Origin of the sequence: Grimontia kaedaensis (genome assembly GCF_023746615.1) — a bacterium.
Classification (GTDB): Bacteria; Pseudomonadota; Gammaproteobacteria; order Enterobacterales; family Vibrionaceae; genus Enterovibrio; species Enterovibrio kaedaensis.
Window position 1 is genome coordinate 1,094,828 of sequence record NZ_CP082276.1, and the last position, 16,723, is coordinate 1,111,550.

Annotated in this window: 14 protein-coding genes; 8 read left to right on the forward strand and 6 right to left on the reverse strand. The window is 48.3% G+C overall.

Annotated features, from left to right (window positions below):
• Window positions 1–4: 4 nt before the first annotated feature.
• Window positions 5–961 (reverse strand): threonine ammonia-lyase, encoded by a 957-nt coding sequence (locus tag K6Q96_RS21905; protein WP_251880126.1) that lies wholly within the window; start codon window positions 959–961, stop codon window positions 5–7.
• Window positions 962–1,199: 238 nt separating this feature from the next.
• On the opposite strand from K6Q96_RS21905, the gene K6Q96_RS21910 reads away from it, so the two are divergent.
• Entirely contained in the window at window positions 1,200–2,114 is a 915-nt protein-coding gene (locus K6Q96_RS21910) for a LysR substrate-binding domain-containing protein (protein ID WP_251880128.1), read from the forward strand.
• A gap of 142 nt (window positions 2,115–2,256) precedes the next feature.
• Here the strand turns inward: K6Q96_RS21910 and K6Q96_RS21915 are convergent, their stop codons facing one another.
• On the reverse strand, window positions 2,257–3,162 hold the full coding sequence (locus tag K6Q96_RS21915) for a LysR family transcriptional regulator (RefSeq protein WP_251880130.1): 906 nt from the start codon (window positions 3,160–3,162) through the stop codon (window positions 2,257–2,259).
• Window positions 3,163–3,282: 120 nt separating this feature from the next.
• On the opposite strand from K6Q96_RS21915, the gene K6Q96_RS21920 reads away from it, so the two are divergent.
• Window positions 3,283–4,212, forward strand: a complete 930-nt coding sequence (locus K6Q96_RS21920; protein WP_251880132.1) for a DMT family transporter — start codon at window positions 3,283–3,285, stop codon at window positions 4,210–4,212.
• A gap of 95 nt (window positions 4,213–4,307) precedes the next feature.
• On the opposite strand, the gene katG is transcribed toward K6Q96_RS21920, so the two are convergent.
• The 4 genes from katG to K6Q96_RS21940 form a co-directional block, all read right to left on the reverse strand.
• Complete coding sequence (gene katG, locus K6Q96_RS21925) at window positions 4,308–6,485, reverse strand: catalase/peroxidase HPI (RefSeq protein ID WP_251880134.1); 2,178 nt, start codon at window positions 6,483–6,485, stop codon at window positions 4,308–4,310.
• A 321-nt stretch (window positions 6,486–6,806) separates the two neighbouring features.
• Window positions 6,807–7,139 (reverse strand): PepSY domain-containing protein, encoded by a 333-nt coding sequence (locus K6Q96_RS21930; RefSeq protein WP_251880136.1) that lies wholly within the window; start codon window positions 7,137–7,139, stop codon window positions 6,807–6,809.
• A 319-nt stretch (window positions 7,140–7,458) separates the two neighbouring features.
• On the reverse strand, window positions 7,459–8,487 hold the full coding sequence (locus tag K6Q96_RS21935) for a methionine synthase (protein WP_251880138.1): 1,029 nt from the start codon (window positions 8,485–8,487) through the stop codon (window positions 7,459–7,461).
• A 46-nt stretch (window positions 8,488–8,533) separates the two neighbouring features.
• Entirely contained in the window at window positions 8,534–9,508 is a 975-nt protein-coding gene (locus K6Q96_RS21940) for a DUF1852 domain-containing protein (protein ID WP_251880141.1), read from the reverse strand.
• Between the two features lie 249 nt (window positions 9,509–9,757).
• Here K6Q96_RS21940 and K6Q96_RS21945 point away from each other — a divergent pair, with 249 nt between their 5' ends.
• The 6 genes from K6Q96_RS21945 (at window position 9,758) to K6Q96_RS21970 (ending at window position 16,721) form a co-directional block, all read left to right on the forward strand.
• Window positions 9,758–10,567 carry a sulfite exporter TauE/SafE family protein gene (locus K6Q96_RS21945; protein ID WP_251880143.1) on the forward strand — a complete coding sequence of 270 codons (810 nt, stop codon included), beginning with the start codon at window positions 9,758–9,760 and terminating at the stop codon, window positions 10,565–10,567.
• Window positions 10,568–11,177: 610 nt separating this feature from the next.
• On the forward strand, window positions 11,178–12,764 hold the full coding sequence (locus tag K6Q96_RS21950; protein ID WP_251880145.1) for an ABC transporter substrate-binding protein: 1,587 nt from the start codon (window positions 11,178–11,180) through the stop codon (window positions 12,762–12,764).
• 2 nt (window positions 12,765–12,766) lie between these two features.
• Window positions 12,767–13,702 (forward strand): ABC transporter permease, encoded by a 936-nt coding sequence (locus K6Q96_RS21955; protein ID WP_251880147.1) that lies wholly within the window; start codon window positions 12,767–12,769, stop codon window positions 13,700–13,702.
• A complete protein-coding gene (locus K6Q96_RS21960; RefSeq protein ID WP_251880149.1) occupies window positions 13,699–14,508 on the forward strand; it encodes an ABC transporter permease in 810 nt (269 codons plus the stop codon). The genes K6Q96_RS21955 and K6Q96_RS21960 overlap by 4 nt, the downstream gene beginning before the upstream one ends.
• Window positions 14,483–15,868 carry an ABC transporter ATP-binding protein gene (locus K6Q96_RS21965; protein WP_251880151.1) on the forward strand — a complete coding sequence of 462 codons (1,386 nt, stop codon included), beginning with the start codon at window positions 14,483–14,485 and terminating at the stop codon, window positions 15,866–15,868. The genes K6Q96_RS21960 and K6Q96_RS21965 overlap by 26 nt, the downstream gene beginning before the upstream one ends.
• 313 nt (window positions 15,869–16,181) lie before the next feature.
• Window positions 16,182–16,721 (forward strand): outer membrane protein, encoded by a 540-nt coding sequence (locus tag K6Q96_RS21970; protein ID WP_251880153.1) that lies wholly within the window; start codon window positions 16,182–16,184, stop codon window positions 16,719–16,721.
• Window positions 16,722–16,723: the final 2 nt, after the last annotated feature.

Genomic DNA, 16,723 nt, shown 5'->3' on the forward strand with positions numbered 1-16,723 from the left:
GCCTTCAGAGGTTCACGGAAAAATCGCGGTTTCGGCCACTCACAGCGCAGATGACACTTTTGCCTTCTAGCCTTTGATCATCAACCAAGGCCGCAGCAAGTGTGATCGCGCCACAAGGCTCGGTAGCAAGCCCCAGATAAGATTGGAGTATTTTCATTGAGGTGAGCACCTCTTCGTCGGACACGGCTACAAATCGGCTCACACTGCCCTTAACAATCGGCCATGTCAGCTCACCTGGCATTGGGTGTGGCGGCAAAATAGCATCACATATTGAAGGGCGCTGCTGTGCCGCATGTGTCCGCTCCCCATTGAGCATGGAGTGGTACCAGGGTCGCGAAACCTCAGACTCAACGCCAACAATTTCACACTGCGGAAATGACTTGGAGATAGCAATCGAAACACCCGCAATGTAGCCGCCGCCAGAAGCGGGAACGTAACAATAGTCCGGAGAGATTTGATGAAGGAGGCAATAGTCGACCATCTCAAGCCCGCTTGTCCCCTGACCGGCAATGACCTCTGGGTGGTCATAAGGCCGAATCAGCGTCATTCCGTACTCGTTCTGATACTTCTCAGCCAAAGCCTCTCTGGTTTCATTTTCCGGGTCAAACAGCACAACGTCGGCACCCAGCAAGCGTGTGTTTTCAATTTTTATCGCGTTAGCTGTCTTCGGCATAATGACCACACTTTTCACCCCAAATAGCTGTCCCGCATAAGCCACAGCCTGCGCGTGATTACCTGTTGAGAACGCAACCACACCAGCTTTTTTCTGCTCGTTGGTCAAACAGCAGACCGCATTGATCGCGCCGCGCAGTTTAAAGGCGCCTGTCGGACACAAACTGTCCGCCTTAATCAAAGCCTTTCCTTTGAGTTGTTTGTCAAGCAAAGGCGAAGACAGCATGGGTGTTGCGCCCATATAAGGTGCGATGTTTCGTTTCGCATCCATCAACATCTGGTGATTCACTTTCCGTCTCCTTGTTTGTGCCGGCGTTAAATCCGCACCTTTGGGTTATTTGGGTATATTCCGCATTATTCTCGATGCGCTTTCCAATCGTACTTACCCTTGAAAGTCTAGAGACCAACAGCACGAAAACAATCAGGGTTTCTTGCACAAACACTTTAGAAAAACTTAAATGTGAGGACGAAATGAAACAAAACCTAATGTAAGGACACTGCCGATAACGATGCCTAGCTTTCCATCAATGAACGCACTGCGCGTATTCGCAGCAGTAGGGAAATACCAAAGTATTCAGCAGGCGGCTAAAACACTTCACATCAGCGAGTCCGCGGTTAGCCAGCAAATAAAAAACCTTGAAGAAAGGTTACAGGTGCAACTGATCGAGCGGGTTGGCAGAACCATCAAACTTACCGAAAAGGGAGCGCTGTTCTACCCTTTCATTGACAACGGAATGGTCTGTTTTACCGAAGGGCTCGACGCGCTTGAAACCTTAAACCGTGAAAAGCTGGTGACCATTTCAGTGATTCCTTCAATGGCAAAGTGGTTGATCCACAGGCTTCCAGATTTCAAGAAATTTCACCCTGAGATACGGGTTAGAGTTCACTCAAGCAACATTCCCACGAATGAAACCAACACCGAGGTGGATCTCTCTTTGAGATTTGGCCTTGGCAATTACCCTGGAATGACAACAACGCCAATTCTTCATGACAAAATTGTCATTGTAGTTGCACCTTCATTGTTAGCAGAAGGTGAAGGGATAAATCTCTCAGAGTATGCGCTCTCGCTGCCCTGGTTAGGCTATCACGCCAAGGATATTGAAGATGTTAACCAGGCGATCCAGCGATTTACCGATGATAAAACCCAGAATATTAGTAAGTTGGCATCAAAAATAGATGTTCATGACGCTATCTTTGTACTGGAGGCGGCGATTTCGGGTCAAGGTGTTGCGGTAACTAAACATACCTTGGCTCTGCCTTATCTCACCTCATCCAAGCTGCATTGCTTGTTTGAAATGCCGACTTTTACTGCGTTTCGTTACTTCATTGTACACCCCAAAAAGCGCCCGCTGTCTGTAGAGGCTGAAACCTTTCAAAACTGGTTAATGACCGCGCTTCCAGAAGATTTTCCAGAGTTGGTTCTAAGGTCTGTTGACCTTTGATGATGATTTTTGCAGCAGTTTCTGGGGACTTTATACAAGGCAGAGGCTTCGATGTTTAGCTGACATACATGAGAAGCCGATAACGAAGGAGAAAGTCCCCCACAAACGCTGCCCGATATAATTAAACAATTGGCCTAAAGACCTAACTCGACTCATTCTGCGAAAACCATTGCTGCAAAGATTCGGCCGTGGTCTTGATTGCTTCATTTTTGCTGTCTGATTTTCGGCTGATAATATACCAGGTTAATGGGAGTCCTTGTTTGGTCACTGATACCGCAGCCACCAGCGCTTGTTTTATCGAACGCTTCAGCGCCCAGCGGGAAAGAATACTCACGCCTAAATCGACAGCAATCATTTCTACGATCGCATCGGTCATCTCCACCACTTGCATGTGTGGAATACGAATACCGGATGGGCGGATAAAGCGCTCGTATTCAAAACCGGGAAGCGCATCCAGACTGTAAGTGAGGTAATCCACATTCACCAGATCCTGCGCTTCTATCCACGGTTTGGAAGTCAGACGGTGATCAGGATGCGTCACCAGCACCAGTTCATCTTCCATCAGGGGTTTACAATTCAACGCGGGGTTCTCCGAGCGCGCCGGAGAAATGATGATGTCGGTTTTCCCAGTTATCAGGGTGGCTTCGGCATCTCGTGTTGCTGCCGCTACAAAATCGATTTGCAGCTTTTCCCTGCTGAATGCGAGCGATTTTAGAAACCCCGGCACCCAGTGGTACGCAGAGTATTCTGCCACCCCAATCCGCACTAGGTGACTGGCATTAGCCGCGGTACGTTCAAATTCGTCTTCTGCCCGTGATAGCTCTGGCAAAATCGAGGCGGCGGTTTGGATCAGCGCCTGCCCGGCGGGTGTCGGCTTGAGTTTTCGTCCGTCACGCTCAAAGATCGCGCTACCTAGTCGGCGCTCAGCTTCTGCAAGCCGATGACTCATGGCGGGTTGTGTCACGCCGAGAACATCTGCCGCCGCCCCTAAGCTGCCGTACTTTCCAATCGCGTCAAGCAATTGCCAGTGACGGATCTCCAGCCTCATACATGCATCCCTCTTATGTATTGATAGATTTATTCATTAATAATTCTACATCATAACGACTAGTATTCTCCCGTGGTTGTTTAAAAGCGCAGTTCTTTGAAAGAAGGAGGAAGACATATCATGGGTATTTGGATGGTACTGGCAGCCGCTTTCGGATTCAGCTCTAACCCATTGCTGGCGCAGTTGTTATTGAGTCAGGGATTCTCGGCGGATTCTATTACTCTGTACCGCTTTGCTATCCCAACGCTGCTCATGTTGCTTTTAATGAAAAAACGCCCAGTGTTAGATGGTGAATTTCTGCGCTTTACCGCCGTAGGTGGGCTTTCGGCTATCGGCATGTTGGCTTTTATGACGAGCCTGACCAAGCTGGAACCCAACACAGTCATTTTGACCTATTACGCCTACCCCATGTTCGCGATTTTGCTAGGCTGGCTTTGCTTCAATAAAACCATGAGCCGTAACCGGATGATCGCGGCCATGTTGATCGCTATCGCCGTCGGTATCATGCAAGATTCTCAGGGCTTCGAGGCATCTTGGTTAGACTTTCTGGTTTGCCTTACGGCACCGGCATCGTTTGCTGTGGTGATCAATATGTTTTCTCTGCCAGAGAAAAACCACGATGCCGCCGCCCGAATGTTTGCGGCTTTGTTGGGGAATGTAGTCGTTCTCGTCCCAATCACCTTCTTCAGTCAGCAGGCGTTTTCGTTACCCACCACGCTTGAACAGCTTGGTCTGGTGTTGGCACTTGGTGTACTTTCGGCCGCCCTGCCCCAATATTTGTTTTCACGCGGTGCTCAGTTAGCGGATATGGAGAAAACCACCATGGTCAGTAGCTGTGAAGTGGTGTTTGCGTTAGGGTTAGCGTGGTTTTTTCTGGGTGATACATTGAGCATGAATGACATAATGGCGGCCATGCTGATATTGCTCGCTGGATTGATTCGCTATGAGGGAATGCCAACGCCAAGGGATGACGGCAAAGATATGAATGAAGGTGACAATAAAGATGGCACTGCGTTTGTCCAGCCTCGCATAGAAAAGCGATCTATCTGATGGTTTTACGCCGGAGCTACCTCCCCTTTTAGATAAAAAATACCGCTCACTGGGAGCGGTATTGTCTTTCGTTTTTCTAGATCGTTACCACGCGATTAAGCGATGTCGAAACGATCTGCGTTCATCACTTTGGTCCATACAGCAACGAAGTCCTTCACGAATTTCTCTTTGCTGTCGTCTTGCGCGTAGATTTCTGCATATGCGCGCAAGATAGAGTTTGAACCGAACACCAAATCAACACGGCTCGCGGTGTATTTCACTTCACCGCTCTTACGTGAAACGATGTCGTAAGAGTTACGGCCCGTTGGTTTCCACGCATAGTTCATGTCGGTCAGTGTCACGAAGAAATCGTTGCTCAGGGTGCCAACACGGTCAGTGAATACGCCATGTGCAGAGTCACCGTAGTTGGTACCCAGAACACGCATACCACCGAGCAGCACGGTCATCTCTGGTGCGGTTAGGCCCAGCAGTTGAGCGCGATCCAGCAGCATTTCTTCTGGTGCAACCGCATAGTGCTGTTTCTGCCAGTTACGGAAGCCATCTGCCAGTGGCTCCAGCACAGCAAATGACTCAACATCAGTTTGTTCTGCCGTTGCATCACCACGGCCAGCTGCGAATGGTACTTCCAGCTCAAAGCCTGCGGCTTGTGCTGCCTGTTCAATACCTAGGTTACCAGCCAGAACAATTGCATCTGCCACGCTGATACCGAACTCGGTCGCTATTGGCTCAAGCACAGACAGCACTTTCGCCAGACGCTCAGGTTCGTTGCCCTGCCAGTCTTTCTGAGGCGCAAGGCGGATGCGTGCACCGTTTGCACCGCCACGGTTGTCAGAACCACGGAAAGTACGTGCGCTGTCCCATGCAGTTGAAACCATTTCGCTGATAGACAGGCCGCTTTCTGTAATTTTCGCTTTCACAGCAGCAACGTCGTAATCTGCTTTGCCTGCTGGAATTGGGTCTTGCCAGATCAGGTCTTCTGCCGGTACTTCTGGACCTACATAGCGAGATTTAGGGCCCAAATCGCGGTGCGTCAGTTTGAACCAAGCACGCGCGAAGACATCTGAGAAATACGCAGGATCGTTGTAGAACTTCACTGAAATCTCGCGATAGTCAGGGTCGATTTTCAGTGCCATATCCGCATCTGTCATCATTGGGTTGTGACGAATGCTTGGGTCTTCCACGTCTGCTGGCTTGTTTTCTTCTTTGATGTCGACAGGTTCCCACTGCCATGCACCTGCTGGGCTCTTGGTCAGCTCCCAATCGTGGTTTAGCAGCATGTCGAAGAAACCGTTATCCCATTGCGTTGGGTTAGTGGTCCAAGCGCCTTCAATACCACTGGTCACGGTATCACGACCCACGCTACGGGTGGTGTGATTCTGCCAGCCGAAACCTTGCTCGTGAATGTCTGCACCTTCTGGCGCTGGGCCTAGGTTTGCTGCGTCGCCGTTACCGTGCGCTTTACCCACAGTGTGCCCGCCCGCAGTCAGTGCCACGGTTTCTTCATCGTTCATGCCCATACGAGCGAAGGTCACACGCATGTCCTGCGCGGTTTTCAGTGGATCTGGGTTGCCGTCTACACCCTCTGGATTTACGTAGATCAGGCCCATCATTACTGCTGCCAGTGGGTTTTCCAGAGCACGTTCGCCTTCTGCTGCGTAGCGACCGTTCTCACCGCCGCTTGGTGCCAGCCACTCTTGCTCTGAACCCCAGTAGATGTCTTTTTCTGGATGCCAGATATCTTCACGGCCAAACGCGAAACCAAAGGTTTTCAGACCCATGGACTCATACGCCATGTTACCTGCCAGAATCATCAGATCGGCCCAGCTGATTTTGTTGCCGTATTTTTGTTTGATTGGCCAAAGCAGACGACGTGCTTTATCCAGGTTGGCGTTGTCTGGCCACGAGTTCAGTGGCGCAAAGCGCATGTTGCCGGTACCTGCACCACCACGGCCATCACCGATGCGGTAAGAACCCGCTGAGTGCCATGCCATACGGATCATCAAACCGCCGTAGTGACCCCAGTCTGCTGGCCACCATTCTTGGCTGTCTGTCATCAGCGCTTTCAGATCATTTTTCAGCGCCTCAACGTCAAGCGTTTTGAGTGCCTCACGGTAATCAAAGTCTTCACCGAGAGGGTTAGATTTGTTGTCGTGTTGGTGGAGGATGTCCAAGTTCAGCGCCTTTGGCCACCAAGCAACGTTCGAATTGCCCGCGTTTGTCATTGCGCCATGTACGACTGGGCACTTGCCCGATGCATTGTTTTTATTATCCATAATCAAGCCTTTTATTTTCCGTTCCATTCGAACGAAAGGTTTTTATGCAGCCTATCTCTGCGATGACGCATAAAATACTGCTTTGCTGATAATGAGAACAATTGCTTTTGCCTATATCTGCAATAAGCTTGATCTATGTTAATTTCCGGGGTGTTTTGCCTAAATTACATCCATGTTCGCTACAATTCCGGTCAAAGTGCTCCACATCTTTAACGTTTTAGGAGTATGTCTATGAGTTTGTTGGACTTTAAGAGCAGGGAGAGGGTATGAATAGAGAGGAAAACCACCTTACTGATACAAAGTGAGGTGGCTTTTGGAAAATTACTTATCTACGTCGCCAACAGTGCCTTCGTGTGAAAGGTCACCTGAAAGCTCTGCTTTGATTTCTTCCAGGCTTTCTTTTTCAGCGGCTACGATTTTGCCACTGACTGCATCAACTTCCACTTCGTAAGCTTGCTCACCAGATCTGACAAATACGTCCCACTGGGTGTCTGGCTCGTCGAAGCGGATGCCCAGTACTTCAACACCGACTTGTGCTAGGGCAGCTTTGATAGCAGATTCTTCAGAGATAATTTTTGCGTCTGCTGCGTAGCTAGAAACGCTGAATGCGCCCAAAGAAGCCAGAAGTGCACTACCTAAGATCAGTTTTTTCATTTTGTCTGTCCTTAATTCCATTTTAATCAAAGTGCCTTGCCTCATGAGATGTTGAAGGTTTGACTTCCTGAGAGCGCCTTCAGCAAAAATGGACAATGCCTCGTATCAACAATGGCAGACTAAATGACGTGGTGTGAAAAAAATGTGAAAGCGCTTTTTCACATTTTTCCACAGCGTAAATGTAGGGGGAATGAAGGCAATTAAGCCATTGAAGATAATAAAGATAGTGGGAAAAGACAGACACATAAAATGTTGTGAATTGGGCACAACACGTATTGGCTTGCTGTGTCTGTCTTAAATTTCTCTACCAGTAATTGGGTTAAGCAGAGAGTTCTTTTCGGATGATTTCCGCACCTGCACTCAGCGCGTTTAGCTTGGCTGTTGCCACTTCACGGGAGAGTGGTGCCATGCCACAGTTAGTGCATGGATAAAGTTTGTCGGCGTCAACATATTTCAGCGCTTCACGCAAAGTTTCGGCCACTTCTTCCGGTGTTTCGATGGTGTTTGTCGCCACATCAATGGCACCTACCATGACTTTCTTGCCACGGATGAGTGACAGCAACTCGATTGGTACGCGAGAGTTATGACATTCCAGCGAGATAATATCGATGTTGGATTGCTGCAGCTTAGGGAAGACTTCTTCGTACTGTCGCCACTCTGAACCCAGCGTCTTTTTCCAATCGGTGTTGGCTTTAATGCCGTAGCCATAACAGATGTGAACAGCGGTTTCACATTTCAGCCCTTCGATTGCGCGTTCCAGTGTGGCAATGCCCCACTCGTTTACTTCATCAAAGAAGACGTTAAATGCAGGCTCATCAAACTGGATGATATCCACGCCGGCCGCTTCCAACTCCTTCGCTTCCTGATTCAGGATTTTGGCAAACTCCCAAGCCAGCTTTTCGCGATCTTGGTAGTAGCCATCGTAAAGGGTATCGATCATGGTCATAGGACCTGGCAGCGCCCATTTGATTGGCTTGTCGGTTTGCTTGCGAAGGAACTTGGCATCTTCTACAAACACAGACTTTGGACGGGAAACTGGGCCAACCACCGAAGGCACGCTCGCTTCATAGCGGTTTCGGATTGTCACGGTTTCGCGCTTTTCAAAATCAACGCCATTTAAATGCTCAATAAACGTAGTCACGAAATGTTGTCGTGTTTGTTCACCATCGCTGACAATATCTACGCCTGCGACTTGTTGTTCCTGCAATGCCACGCGAAGCGCGTCTTGTTTGCCATCAATTAATGCATCACCTTCTAATTTCCATGGTGACCATAATTTTTCTGGTTCTGCCAACCACGAAGGTTTCGGTAAGCTTCCTGCTGTTGAAGTCGGTAATAGTGTTTTCATAATAAATACTGTCTTTTCTCTTTAATTCGTTATTTATTGATCGTGATTAGGCGTAATTCGCAGACCATTGCTCAAGAAAATTTTGGTAAGGCTTGATGAAGTTTTCTTCTGCAAACTTGCCTTGTTCAATTGCTAATCGGCTGCGCTCTTCACGGTCATATACAATTTGCGTTAAAGAGTGGTCAGCATTTTTCAGGTTTGGCTGATAACGTTTTCCCGCTACTGCATTGGCATTGTAAATTTCAGGGCGATAGATTTTCTGGAATGTTTCCATCGTGCTAATTGTGCTGATTAACTCAAGGTTGGTGTAATCATTCAGCAAATCGCCAAAGAAATAGAAAGCTAAAGGTGCAACGCTGTTTGGCGGCATAAAGTAGCGAACCTGAAGGCCCATTTTTTTGAAGTATTGCTCGGTGAGTGAAGACTCATTTGGCTGGTATTCGACACCTAATACCGGATGTTGGTTTTCTGTCTGGCTGTAGACTTTGTTGTCTGACACGCTCAAACAGATTACTGGTGGCTTCTTGAAGTTTTGCTTGTAAGCCTCTGAGTTCACGAAATGTTTGAACAGCTTGCCATGTAGGTCACCAAAGTTCTCTGGGATGCTGAACTTTGGCTGACCCTTGTTGTGATCAAGCAGTAGGACGCTGAAATCATAATCACGCACGTAAGATGAGAAGTTATTACCCACAATACCTTCAATGCGCTCATTGGTCTGGCGGTCAAGAATGTTGGTTTTCAGAATCTCTATCGAAGGGAATGCCTCACCACTGCCTTCGATATCCATATCAACAGAGATAATTTCTAATTCCAGAGAATAACGATCACCTTTTGGGTTATCCCAATTTGCGAGAGAGTTAAAACTATTATCAATCATTCTTAGAGCGTTACGCAAATTACTCTGACGACTATCACCCCGCGCCAAATTGGCGAAGTTAGTGGTAATTCGGGTGTTGTCTTTTGGCTGATAGTTTTCATCAAAACTAATGCTGTTAATCGCGAACGTAAAATTCTTATTCATGGTGATCGGGTTCCTGATCTAAAGCTGACTTAATTCCTTACTATTACTGGGCTTTATTTTTGATTGTCACTTTCCCAGTCAGTCGTATTCACTGTTTGTCAGTGATACTTGCATAGTGAGAGTTATACGTGCCTCTGGGATTTAATGAAAACTCTTTTCCTTCACCTTCATCATGAGAAATCTTCATGATCTATTTTTATTTGTTCGTGTAGGATTTCAGCCTCTTGAAAATAAGCAGAGATAAAATGGATGAGTGATTTGCTTTTATTGTTTATATATTGTGCGCTGCTCGGCAGCGGCGTAGGTTTTCTAGCGGGATTGCTGGGTATTGGCGGTGGACTGGTCATTGTGCCGATTCTCAGCGTGATTTTACTTCACTTCGAAGTATTGCCAGCACAACAGGTCGTGGTTGCGGCCATTGCGACTTCATTAGCGTCGATACTCTTTACTTCCACCTCTTCAGCTATCGCTCATCATAAAAACGGCAATGTCCCTTGGGATTTGGCCCCTTGGATCATGACTGGCGTCGCGCTTGGCGCACTTATCAGTGGCTTTCTGGCAGCTTTGTTACCTGAGCAGATCGTTCGCATTGTGTTTGCGGTGAGTGTGGTACTCATTGCATTGAAGATGATTTTCAGCGGAAAGAGCGATGATGAAGCCGAGCGTAAACTGCCAAACAAACCCCTACTGACTTTCTTAACCACGATTGTCGGTGGCCTATCAGCCATGATTGGTATCGGCGGCGGCGCCCTTTTGGTGCCTATGTTGAGCTTCTTTTCTATCGACATGAAGAAAGCAATTGGTTGTGCCTCTGCCTGTGGCATCGTTATCGCTTTGTTTGGTTCGGTAGGTTACATCACATCTGGTAGTGCCCATTTTGCATTGAGTGACGGTTTCGCTGGATTTGTGTATTTACCTGCGCTGCTGGGTATCGTCTGCACGTCTTGGTTCACAGCGCCATTAGGCGCGAAGGCGACCCAAACACTGCCTGTTGCCACGATCAAGAAAGTCTTCGCCCTGCTTTTGCTGGCGATGGCGGCGAATATGGCGCTACGTTAAACGAAACTAAGGGGGAAAGATCGTCGGTATCTTTCCCTTTGTTTTCTCTCCACCTGCCTTTTGCTTCCTTTTTAGCTTCTTATCCTGGGTCTCTTTTCAAAGTTACCGCTCTCTTTTATTTGCGATTGAGTCTCATTTACATTAATTTGTATTTTTAATAATTCAATCAATAGATAACCTCTCTAATGGTTCAGTACACCTCTTGAAATTGTTAAATTAAAACAATTCATGTCAGCAGAATTCGGCATAGTGTTTTCTTTTCAGAGTGTTAAAGGGAAACAGTTTTGGGTGTTTTTGCTTTTTGTCCTGGCTTTTGGATTGAGCACGGTTTCTGTGCTCCATGCATTGGAACACCATGAAGACATTCACGCAGGACATCAATGCACGATCTATGAGTCGATTCATCACGCTGTTTTGCACGCTGACACGGACATTTTGATTTTGCCCGAACCTCAACCAGTTAGGTCATTCGAAGATAAAACCACATTGAGAACGGCAAGTGTTCGCCCTCGAACCCGCTCTCCCCCTGTGCCCTAACGCACTCTCCTTTTAATACATCTAATACATCACTCAATTTTTTATGACGTTAAGGAATACGTTAGGGATTGTTATGACTGAAATTTCGTACGCCAATGTGGCAAAGAAGAAGAAAATGGTTCGACTAGGCGTGCTCGCCGCAGTTGTTATAGCGGGTGCTGCGTTCTGGTTTTCAGGGCAAAAAACAACGGAACTGACACAAGATAAATCCAACACTTTGTCCATCAGTGGTCCATGGGAGATAGCCAGCTTGGACCCTTCTAAACAAGGCTACATTCTCACCCGTATGCAGGTGATTGAGACGTTATTAAACGTTGACCAAAACGGTAACATCACGCCGGGACTGGCTTCAGAATGGGCAGTTAGCGACAACGGCTTGGATTGGACGCTCACCATTAAAGATGGCGTGACATTTCATGATGGTACGCCAATGGATATCAAGGCTGTGGTTAACAGCTTAAACCAGTCTTTGGCTAAGCACGGCACGCTGGGTAAAGCCTCTATCAAAAGTATAGACGCGCAGGGCCATAATCAGGTTGTGTTCCACTTGAATGAACCTTATGTCGCCTTCCCTGCCTTGCTGACCAACTATTCAACAGCGATCGTGGCGCCCGCTTCTTTCAAGGAAGATGATCACGTTGAAATCTTGTATGGCACAGGCCCTTATGAAATGGCTAACTTCCAACCACCGCACAAGCTATTGGTGAAGAAGTTTGATGGTTACTGGGGCGATAATGCCAACATCCCCTTTGCTTCTTATCTGACGGGTCACCGCGCGGAAAGCCGGATCCTGCAGGCGAAATCCGGTGAAGCAGACATTGTTTTCACACTCGACCCATCTATGCTCCCGCAACTTGATGGCGCGGATCAGGTTAACGTTCATAGTAACCTCATCCCTCGAACGCTGTTTGTGAAGCTCAACAATGGGCATCCATTCTTGAAAGAAACCGAAGCACGTAAAGCACTTAGTATGGCGATTGACCGCAGTGGCATTGCAAAGAACGTACTTTATGCAGAAGGTTCTGAAACCGCGCAACTGCTTCCTAGCTCGATGTCCAAGTGGTATCTCGATGGTGTCACCAATCAAGAATATGACCTGAGCGAAGCAAAAGCGTTACTTGCAGGTCTTGGTTGGGAGTTAAACGAAGCCGGCGTGCTGGAGCGCGATGGCAAACCTTTCAGACTGACACTGATCACTTATGCGGACCGTCCTGAGCTTGCTACCGTCGCAACTGCCATTCAGGCGCAATGGGCTGAGCTTGGTGTGGATTTAAAAGTAGATATTACCAACTCAAGTATGATCCCTGCCGGTCATACGGATGGCTCATTGGAAGTGGCGTTGATTGCACGTAACTTTGGTTTTATCGCAGATCCTCTGCCAATCATCAGCACCGATTTTTCTAATGGTGGCGGTGATTGGGGCACCATGAACTGGCAAAACGCGGACGTTGACGCCGCGATTGCGGAGCTGGTGCAAACGCAGGATGCAGAAAAAAGCCTGATGCTCAGTCAGAAAGTCGCGAAGGCCATTCATGACGATTATCCTGTGCTTCCGATTGCGAGCTACAGCCAACACACATCGGTCAATAGTCGTGTTGCCAACTTCAGTTTCGACCCGTTCGAGCGCGACTACTTCATCAATCAAATGGACATTAAGTGATCATGATTTCGCTGATAAAAAAGCGGCTGATCCAGCTTGTTCTTGTAGCGTGGGGGGTTGGCACCCTCACGTTCATTATGATGAGGAGCCTGCCGGGTGACATGGCGTATCGCATTGCCGCCAGTCGTTATGGTCAGGATAATGTGGATTCTAACGCCGCAGAGTTAGTGCGTAATGAACTTAACCTCGACCAAGGCTGGTTTAGCAGTTACGTCAGTTGGCTGACTGACTTGCTCCAGTTCAATCTTGGGAACTCTCTGGTGAGTGGTTTACCTGTGAGCGGTGAAGTCGCGCATCAATTGGGGCATTCGTTGTTGCTGGCAGTAGCAGGCATTTCCCTTTCTGTGCTGATTGCCATTCCCCTCGGTATCTGGTCTGCCAAAAAAGGGGGAGCCGTCAATACCACGCTTGTCTGGCTTTCGACCTTCACCAAAGCGTTGCCTGTTTTTGTGTTGGGTTTGGTGCTGATTTTGGTCTTCGCCATGAACTTCACGGTGCTTCCAGTCGCAGGTTTTGGGACCTGGCAGCATTTAGTCTTACCTGCCCTCACGCTCGCTATTAGCTTGGCCGCGGTATCTAACCGTGTCGTGCATGTCAGCGCACTCAAGGTGTTTCGTTCTTCCCTCTATCAATTTTCACGCATTAAAGGTTTAACCGAATCGCAGACGTTTTTGCGCCATGGCGTCCGCAATATGGCGGTGCCCGTGGTGGCGTTTATCGGCATTCAGTTAGTCGCTGTGATTGAAGGGATAGTGATGATTGAATCGCTATTCTCTTGGCCGGGCGTCGGGCACGGTTTAGCACACGCTATTTTTGCCCGCGATATTCCCGTGATTCAGGGCTGTGCACTCACCATGGGAGTTTTGTTTGTAGCGTTGAATGGCCTGATTGATATCGCCTGCTATTTGATTGATCCAAGGGGGCGACAAGAACAATGATTAAAACATTATCTGTCAGCCAAAAAGCAGGTATTTCGATCTTGTTGTTCCTGTTCGGCTTTTCACTATTGACCGGTTTACTCTCGCCCTATTCAATTGACCAGCAGAATCTCTCGGCAACCTTGATGGCACCCAGCAGTGAGCATTGGCTCGGCACTGACCATTTTGGCCGCGACATGGCGACTCGATTAGCCAGCGCGATTGGCTTGTCTTTCTCGCTGAGCGTGTTGTGTGTCATCACCGCTTCCGTACTGGGTGTCAGTCTTGGTGTGCTTTCCGCCTGGGCTGGCGGCAAAGTGGAGCAAGTATTGGATATCATCGTCAATACGCTGTTGGCTTTGCCGGGATTGGTTCTGGTATTGCTGCTGGCTGCTATCGCTCCGGGCTCGTTCGTGATGCTGTACCTCGCTATCTCGCTGGTTCAGTGGGTTGAGTATTACCGAGTCACCCGCGCCATTACCCGCGCACAAGTGGGTAGCCCTGAAAGACAACTTTCCTCCATGATGGGGTTTGGGAAGTGGTATCAGTTTAAACGCCATATCCTGCCAGCCATTCTTCCTTCAGTAATGACCATGGCAGCATTTGGAGGCGCTAACGCGGTTCTCATGATGGCATCGCTCGGCTTCGTTGCTGTCGGTATTCAACCGCCCCTTGCTGAACTTGGCTTAATGAGCGTCGAGCTATTCCCTTATTCCGTCAATTCCCCTTGGGCACTTGCGCAGCCATTGGTTGCCGTTGCACTGCTGGTTTTGGGTTTTCATCTACTTACGGGAGCAGGTCGTGAAACCGCTGATTCAACTGAATGATCTTTCAATAACGGTTGGAGATAACCTATTGATCCAACCCGTTTCGTTAACCTTGTATAAGGACAGGCCGTTAACGATTCTCGGTGAAACAGGTTCAGGAAAAAGTCTGTTAGCACAGGCCATTATTGGAACTTTACCCGAGACACTCTCTCAGCACGGCGACGTGGAAATTCTGGATCAACAGCTTGAAGGAGATGCGCTGAAAGCACTGTGGGGAAAGGAAATTATTATGCTGCCGCAAGAGCCTTGGCGGTCACTGGACCCGCTGATGCGCGGCTATCAACAGGTTTCAGAAGTGTATGAATGTGTGCACGGTAATAGTCCTGAAGCCGCTTTCAACATGGCTATTGAAGATCTCGATGCAGTCGGATTGAAAGAAAGTGCGATGAAAAGGCCGGGCGAACTTTCAGGCGGTATGGCTCAGCGTTTAGCCGTTGTCGCTGCGAAAGCTGGCGGCGCTAAACTCATTCTGGCTGATGAGCCCACCAAAGGTCTCGATGCCAGCCGTCGTGACGATATCACTCGCTTGCTTAGAGAAAGTGCTCAAGGTGGAGGTCTGCTGACCATTACCCATGATATTGAAGTTGCCCGCCAGTTACAGGGAGACATCATGGTGATGAGAAGCGGTGAGCTACTGGAAAAAGGCACGGCATCTCAGGTACTTGAGAACCCTCAGCATGAGTACACCAAAGCACTGATAGCCGCTGACCCGTTGCATTGGAATAAACATACCGATGCCAATCCTTTCACTGATCCTGTGATTAGCGCTGAATCGCTATCCATTGGGCGGGGCGGCAAAGCACTGGCGGACGATTTGTCTTTCACACTCCATGCTGGAGAAGTGATGGGTGTTGTAGGTGACAGTGGGTGCGGCAAAAGCACCTTGGGCGATACCTTACTGGGTTTGCTGCCTGCCGTGAAAGGCTCTATCTCCAAACGGACGCCAAACACGGCACCTTATCAGTGGCAAAAATTGTTTCAGGACCCGCCCTCTGCGGTCACTTCGAGCGTCACCCTGGGTACTTTGCTGGAAGATTTGGTTTCGCTGCACAATCTCGATCGCACCAAAATCCCGCCACTAATGGATAAGCTAAACCTCGCACCGGAATTACTCGAAAGGAACAGTCTTTCAGTTTCAGGTGGCGAGTTGCAGCGTTTTTCCATCATGCGCGCGTTGTTGCTTGAGCCTGTGTTTTTGTTTGCTGACGAGCCGACATCGCGACTCGACCCTATCACCGCTATGGAGGTCACTGATGTGCTGATCACTTTGGCAAAGGAACAAGGGTGTGCGCTTTTGCTTGTGAGTCATGACAAACACCTTGTCGAAAAGCGCTGTGATTCGGTGATTAAGATGAGCTAGTCATTCAAATCTCCGACTCTTCCAACCAAACGGGGCGTGGTTTAATCGCCCCGTTTTTTCTCTACAAGCCTTGCTCGCCATTGAACAGGTATCCGCTGCCTTTATGCGTTGTAAGTTCCAATCCTATGATTTAATTATTGAAACATTCTCGATTTATCCACAATTGAGACCCGCTTCGAATATGCGTCTTTTCACCCAATGTTAAATTCTCCGGTCGAATCCCTATGAAGTCAGGGAGACTTCAGCAACTCGCCTTTAGCCGTTGGATAACATCGAACTCTCCCACTCTTCCAAAATGACATGTGGTTTATCGATGAAAAGACTCTTTGTTGCTTTACTCCTTTTTAGTTGCCATTCCTATGCTGACAACTACTTCTATGCAGGCTCTAGCCTTTCTGTTTACGACGATACCAAGCTGGAATACAACGACCTTTCCGTTGATGAAAACAACGAGATGGGATTAAGTGGTTTTATCGGTTACGGTCTGGAAATTTCAACGGGCATGGAGCTTGGCCTGGAAGTAGAGTACCAACACCTCGGTAAAGCGGAATTCGCACAAGATGTTTCCATGGACGGCGAAGCCTACTATTTCAACCTAAGACCAAAATGGGTTGAGACAGGAAACAATCTATACAGTGCATTGATCCTGGGTGTCGGCGGTATTAAAGCCCAAACAGACATTTACGGTGTTTCCCGCTCACAAACTGAGTTGGCTTATCAAGCAGGCTTCGAGCTGGGTTATATGTTCGACCAATTGGATGTTGGCATCGGTTACCGCTATCAGACCGGCGACTTCAATGATGTAGACCTGACTATTCAAGGCGTATTACTGACTGCACGTTATAACTTCTGAAT

Excerpts from the sequence above, each read along its gene's own strand:
- K6Q96_RS21955 (WP_251880147.1), top strand. The coding sequence starts at position 12,767 with ATGATTTCGCTGATAAAAAAGCGGCTGATCCAGCTTGTTCTTGTAGCG.
- K6Q96_RS21970 (WP_251880153.1), top strand. The coding sequence starts at position 16,182 with ATGAAAAGACTCTTTGTTGCTTTACTCCTTTTTAGTTGCCATTCCTAT.
- K6Q96_RS21950 (WP_251880145.1), top strand. The coding sequence starts at position 11,178 with ATGACTGAAATTTCGTACGCCAATGTGGCAAAGAAGAAGAAAATGGTT.
- katG (WP_251880134.1), bottom strand. The coding sequence starts at position 6,485 with ATGGATAATAAAAACAATGCATCGGGCAAGTGCCCAGTCGTACATGGC.
- K6Q96_RS21935 (WP_251880138.1), bottom strand. The coding sequence starts at position 8,487 with ATGAAAACACTATTACCGACTTCAACAGCAGGAAGCTTACCGAAACCT.
- K6Q96_RS21910 (WP_251880128.1), top strand. The coding sequence starts at position 1,200 with ATGAACGCACTGCGCGTATTCGCAGCAGTAGGGAAATACCAAAGTATT.
- K6Q96_RS21945 (WP_251880143.1), top strand. The coding sequence starts at position 9,758 with ATGAGTGATTTGCTTTTATTGTTTATATATTGTGCGCTGCTCGGCAGC.
- K6Q96_RS21920 (WP_251880132.1), top strand. The coding sequence starts at position 3,283 with ATGGGTATTTGGATGGTACTGGCAGCCGCTTTCGGATTCAGCTCTAAC.
- K6Q96_RS21960 (WP_251880149.1), top strand. The coding sequence starts at position 13,699 with ATGATTAAAACATTATCTGTCAGCCAAAAAGCAGGTATTTCGATCTTG.
- K6Q96_RS21930 (WP_251880136.1), bottom strand. The coding sequence starts at position 7,139 with ATGAAAAAACTGATCTTAGGTAGTGCACTTCTGGCTTCTTTGGGCGCA.
- K6Q96_RS21940 (WP_251880141.1), bottom strand. The coding sequence starts at position 9,508 with ATGAATAAGAATTTTACGTTCGCGATTAACAGCATTAGTTTTGATGAA.
- K6Q96_RS21915 (WP_251880130.1), bottom strand. The coding sequence starts at position 3,162 with ATGAGGCTGGAGATCCGTCACTGGCAATTGCTTGACGCGATTGGAAAG.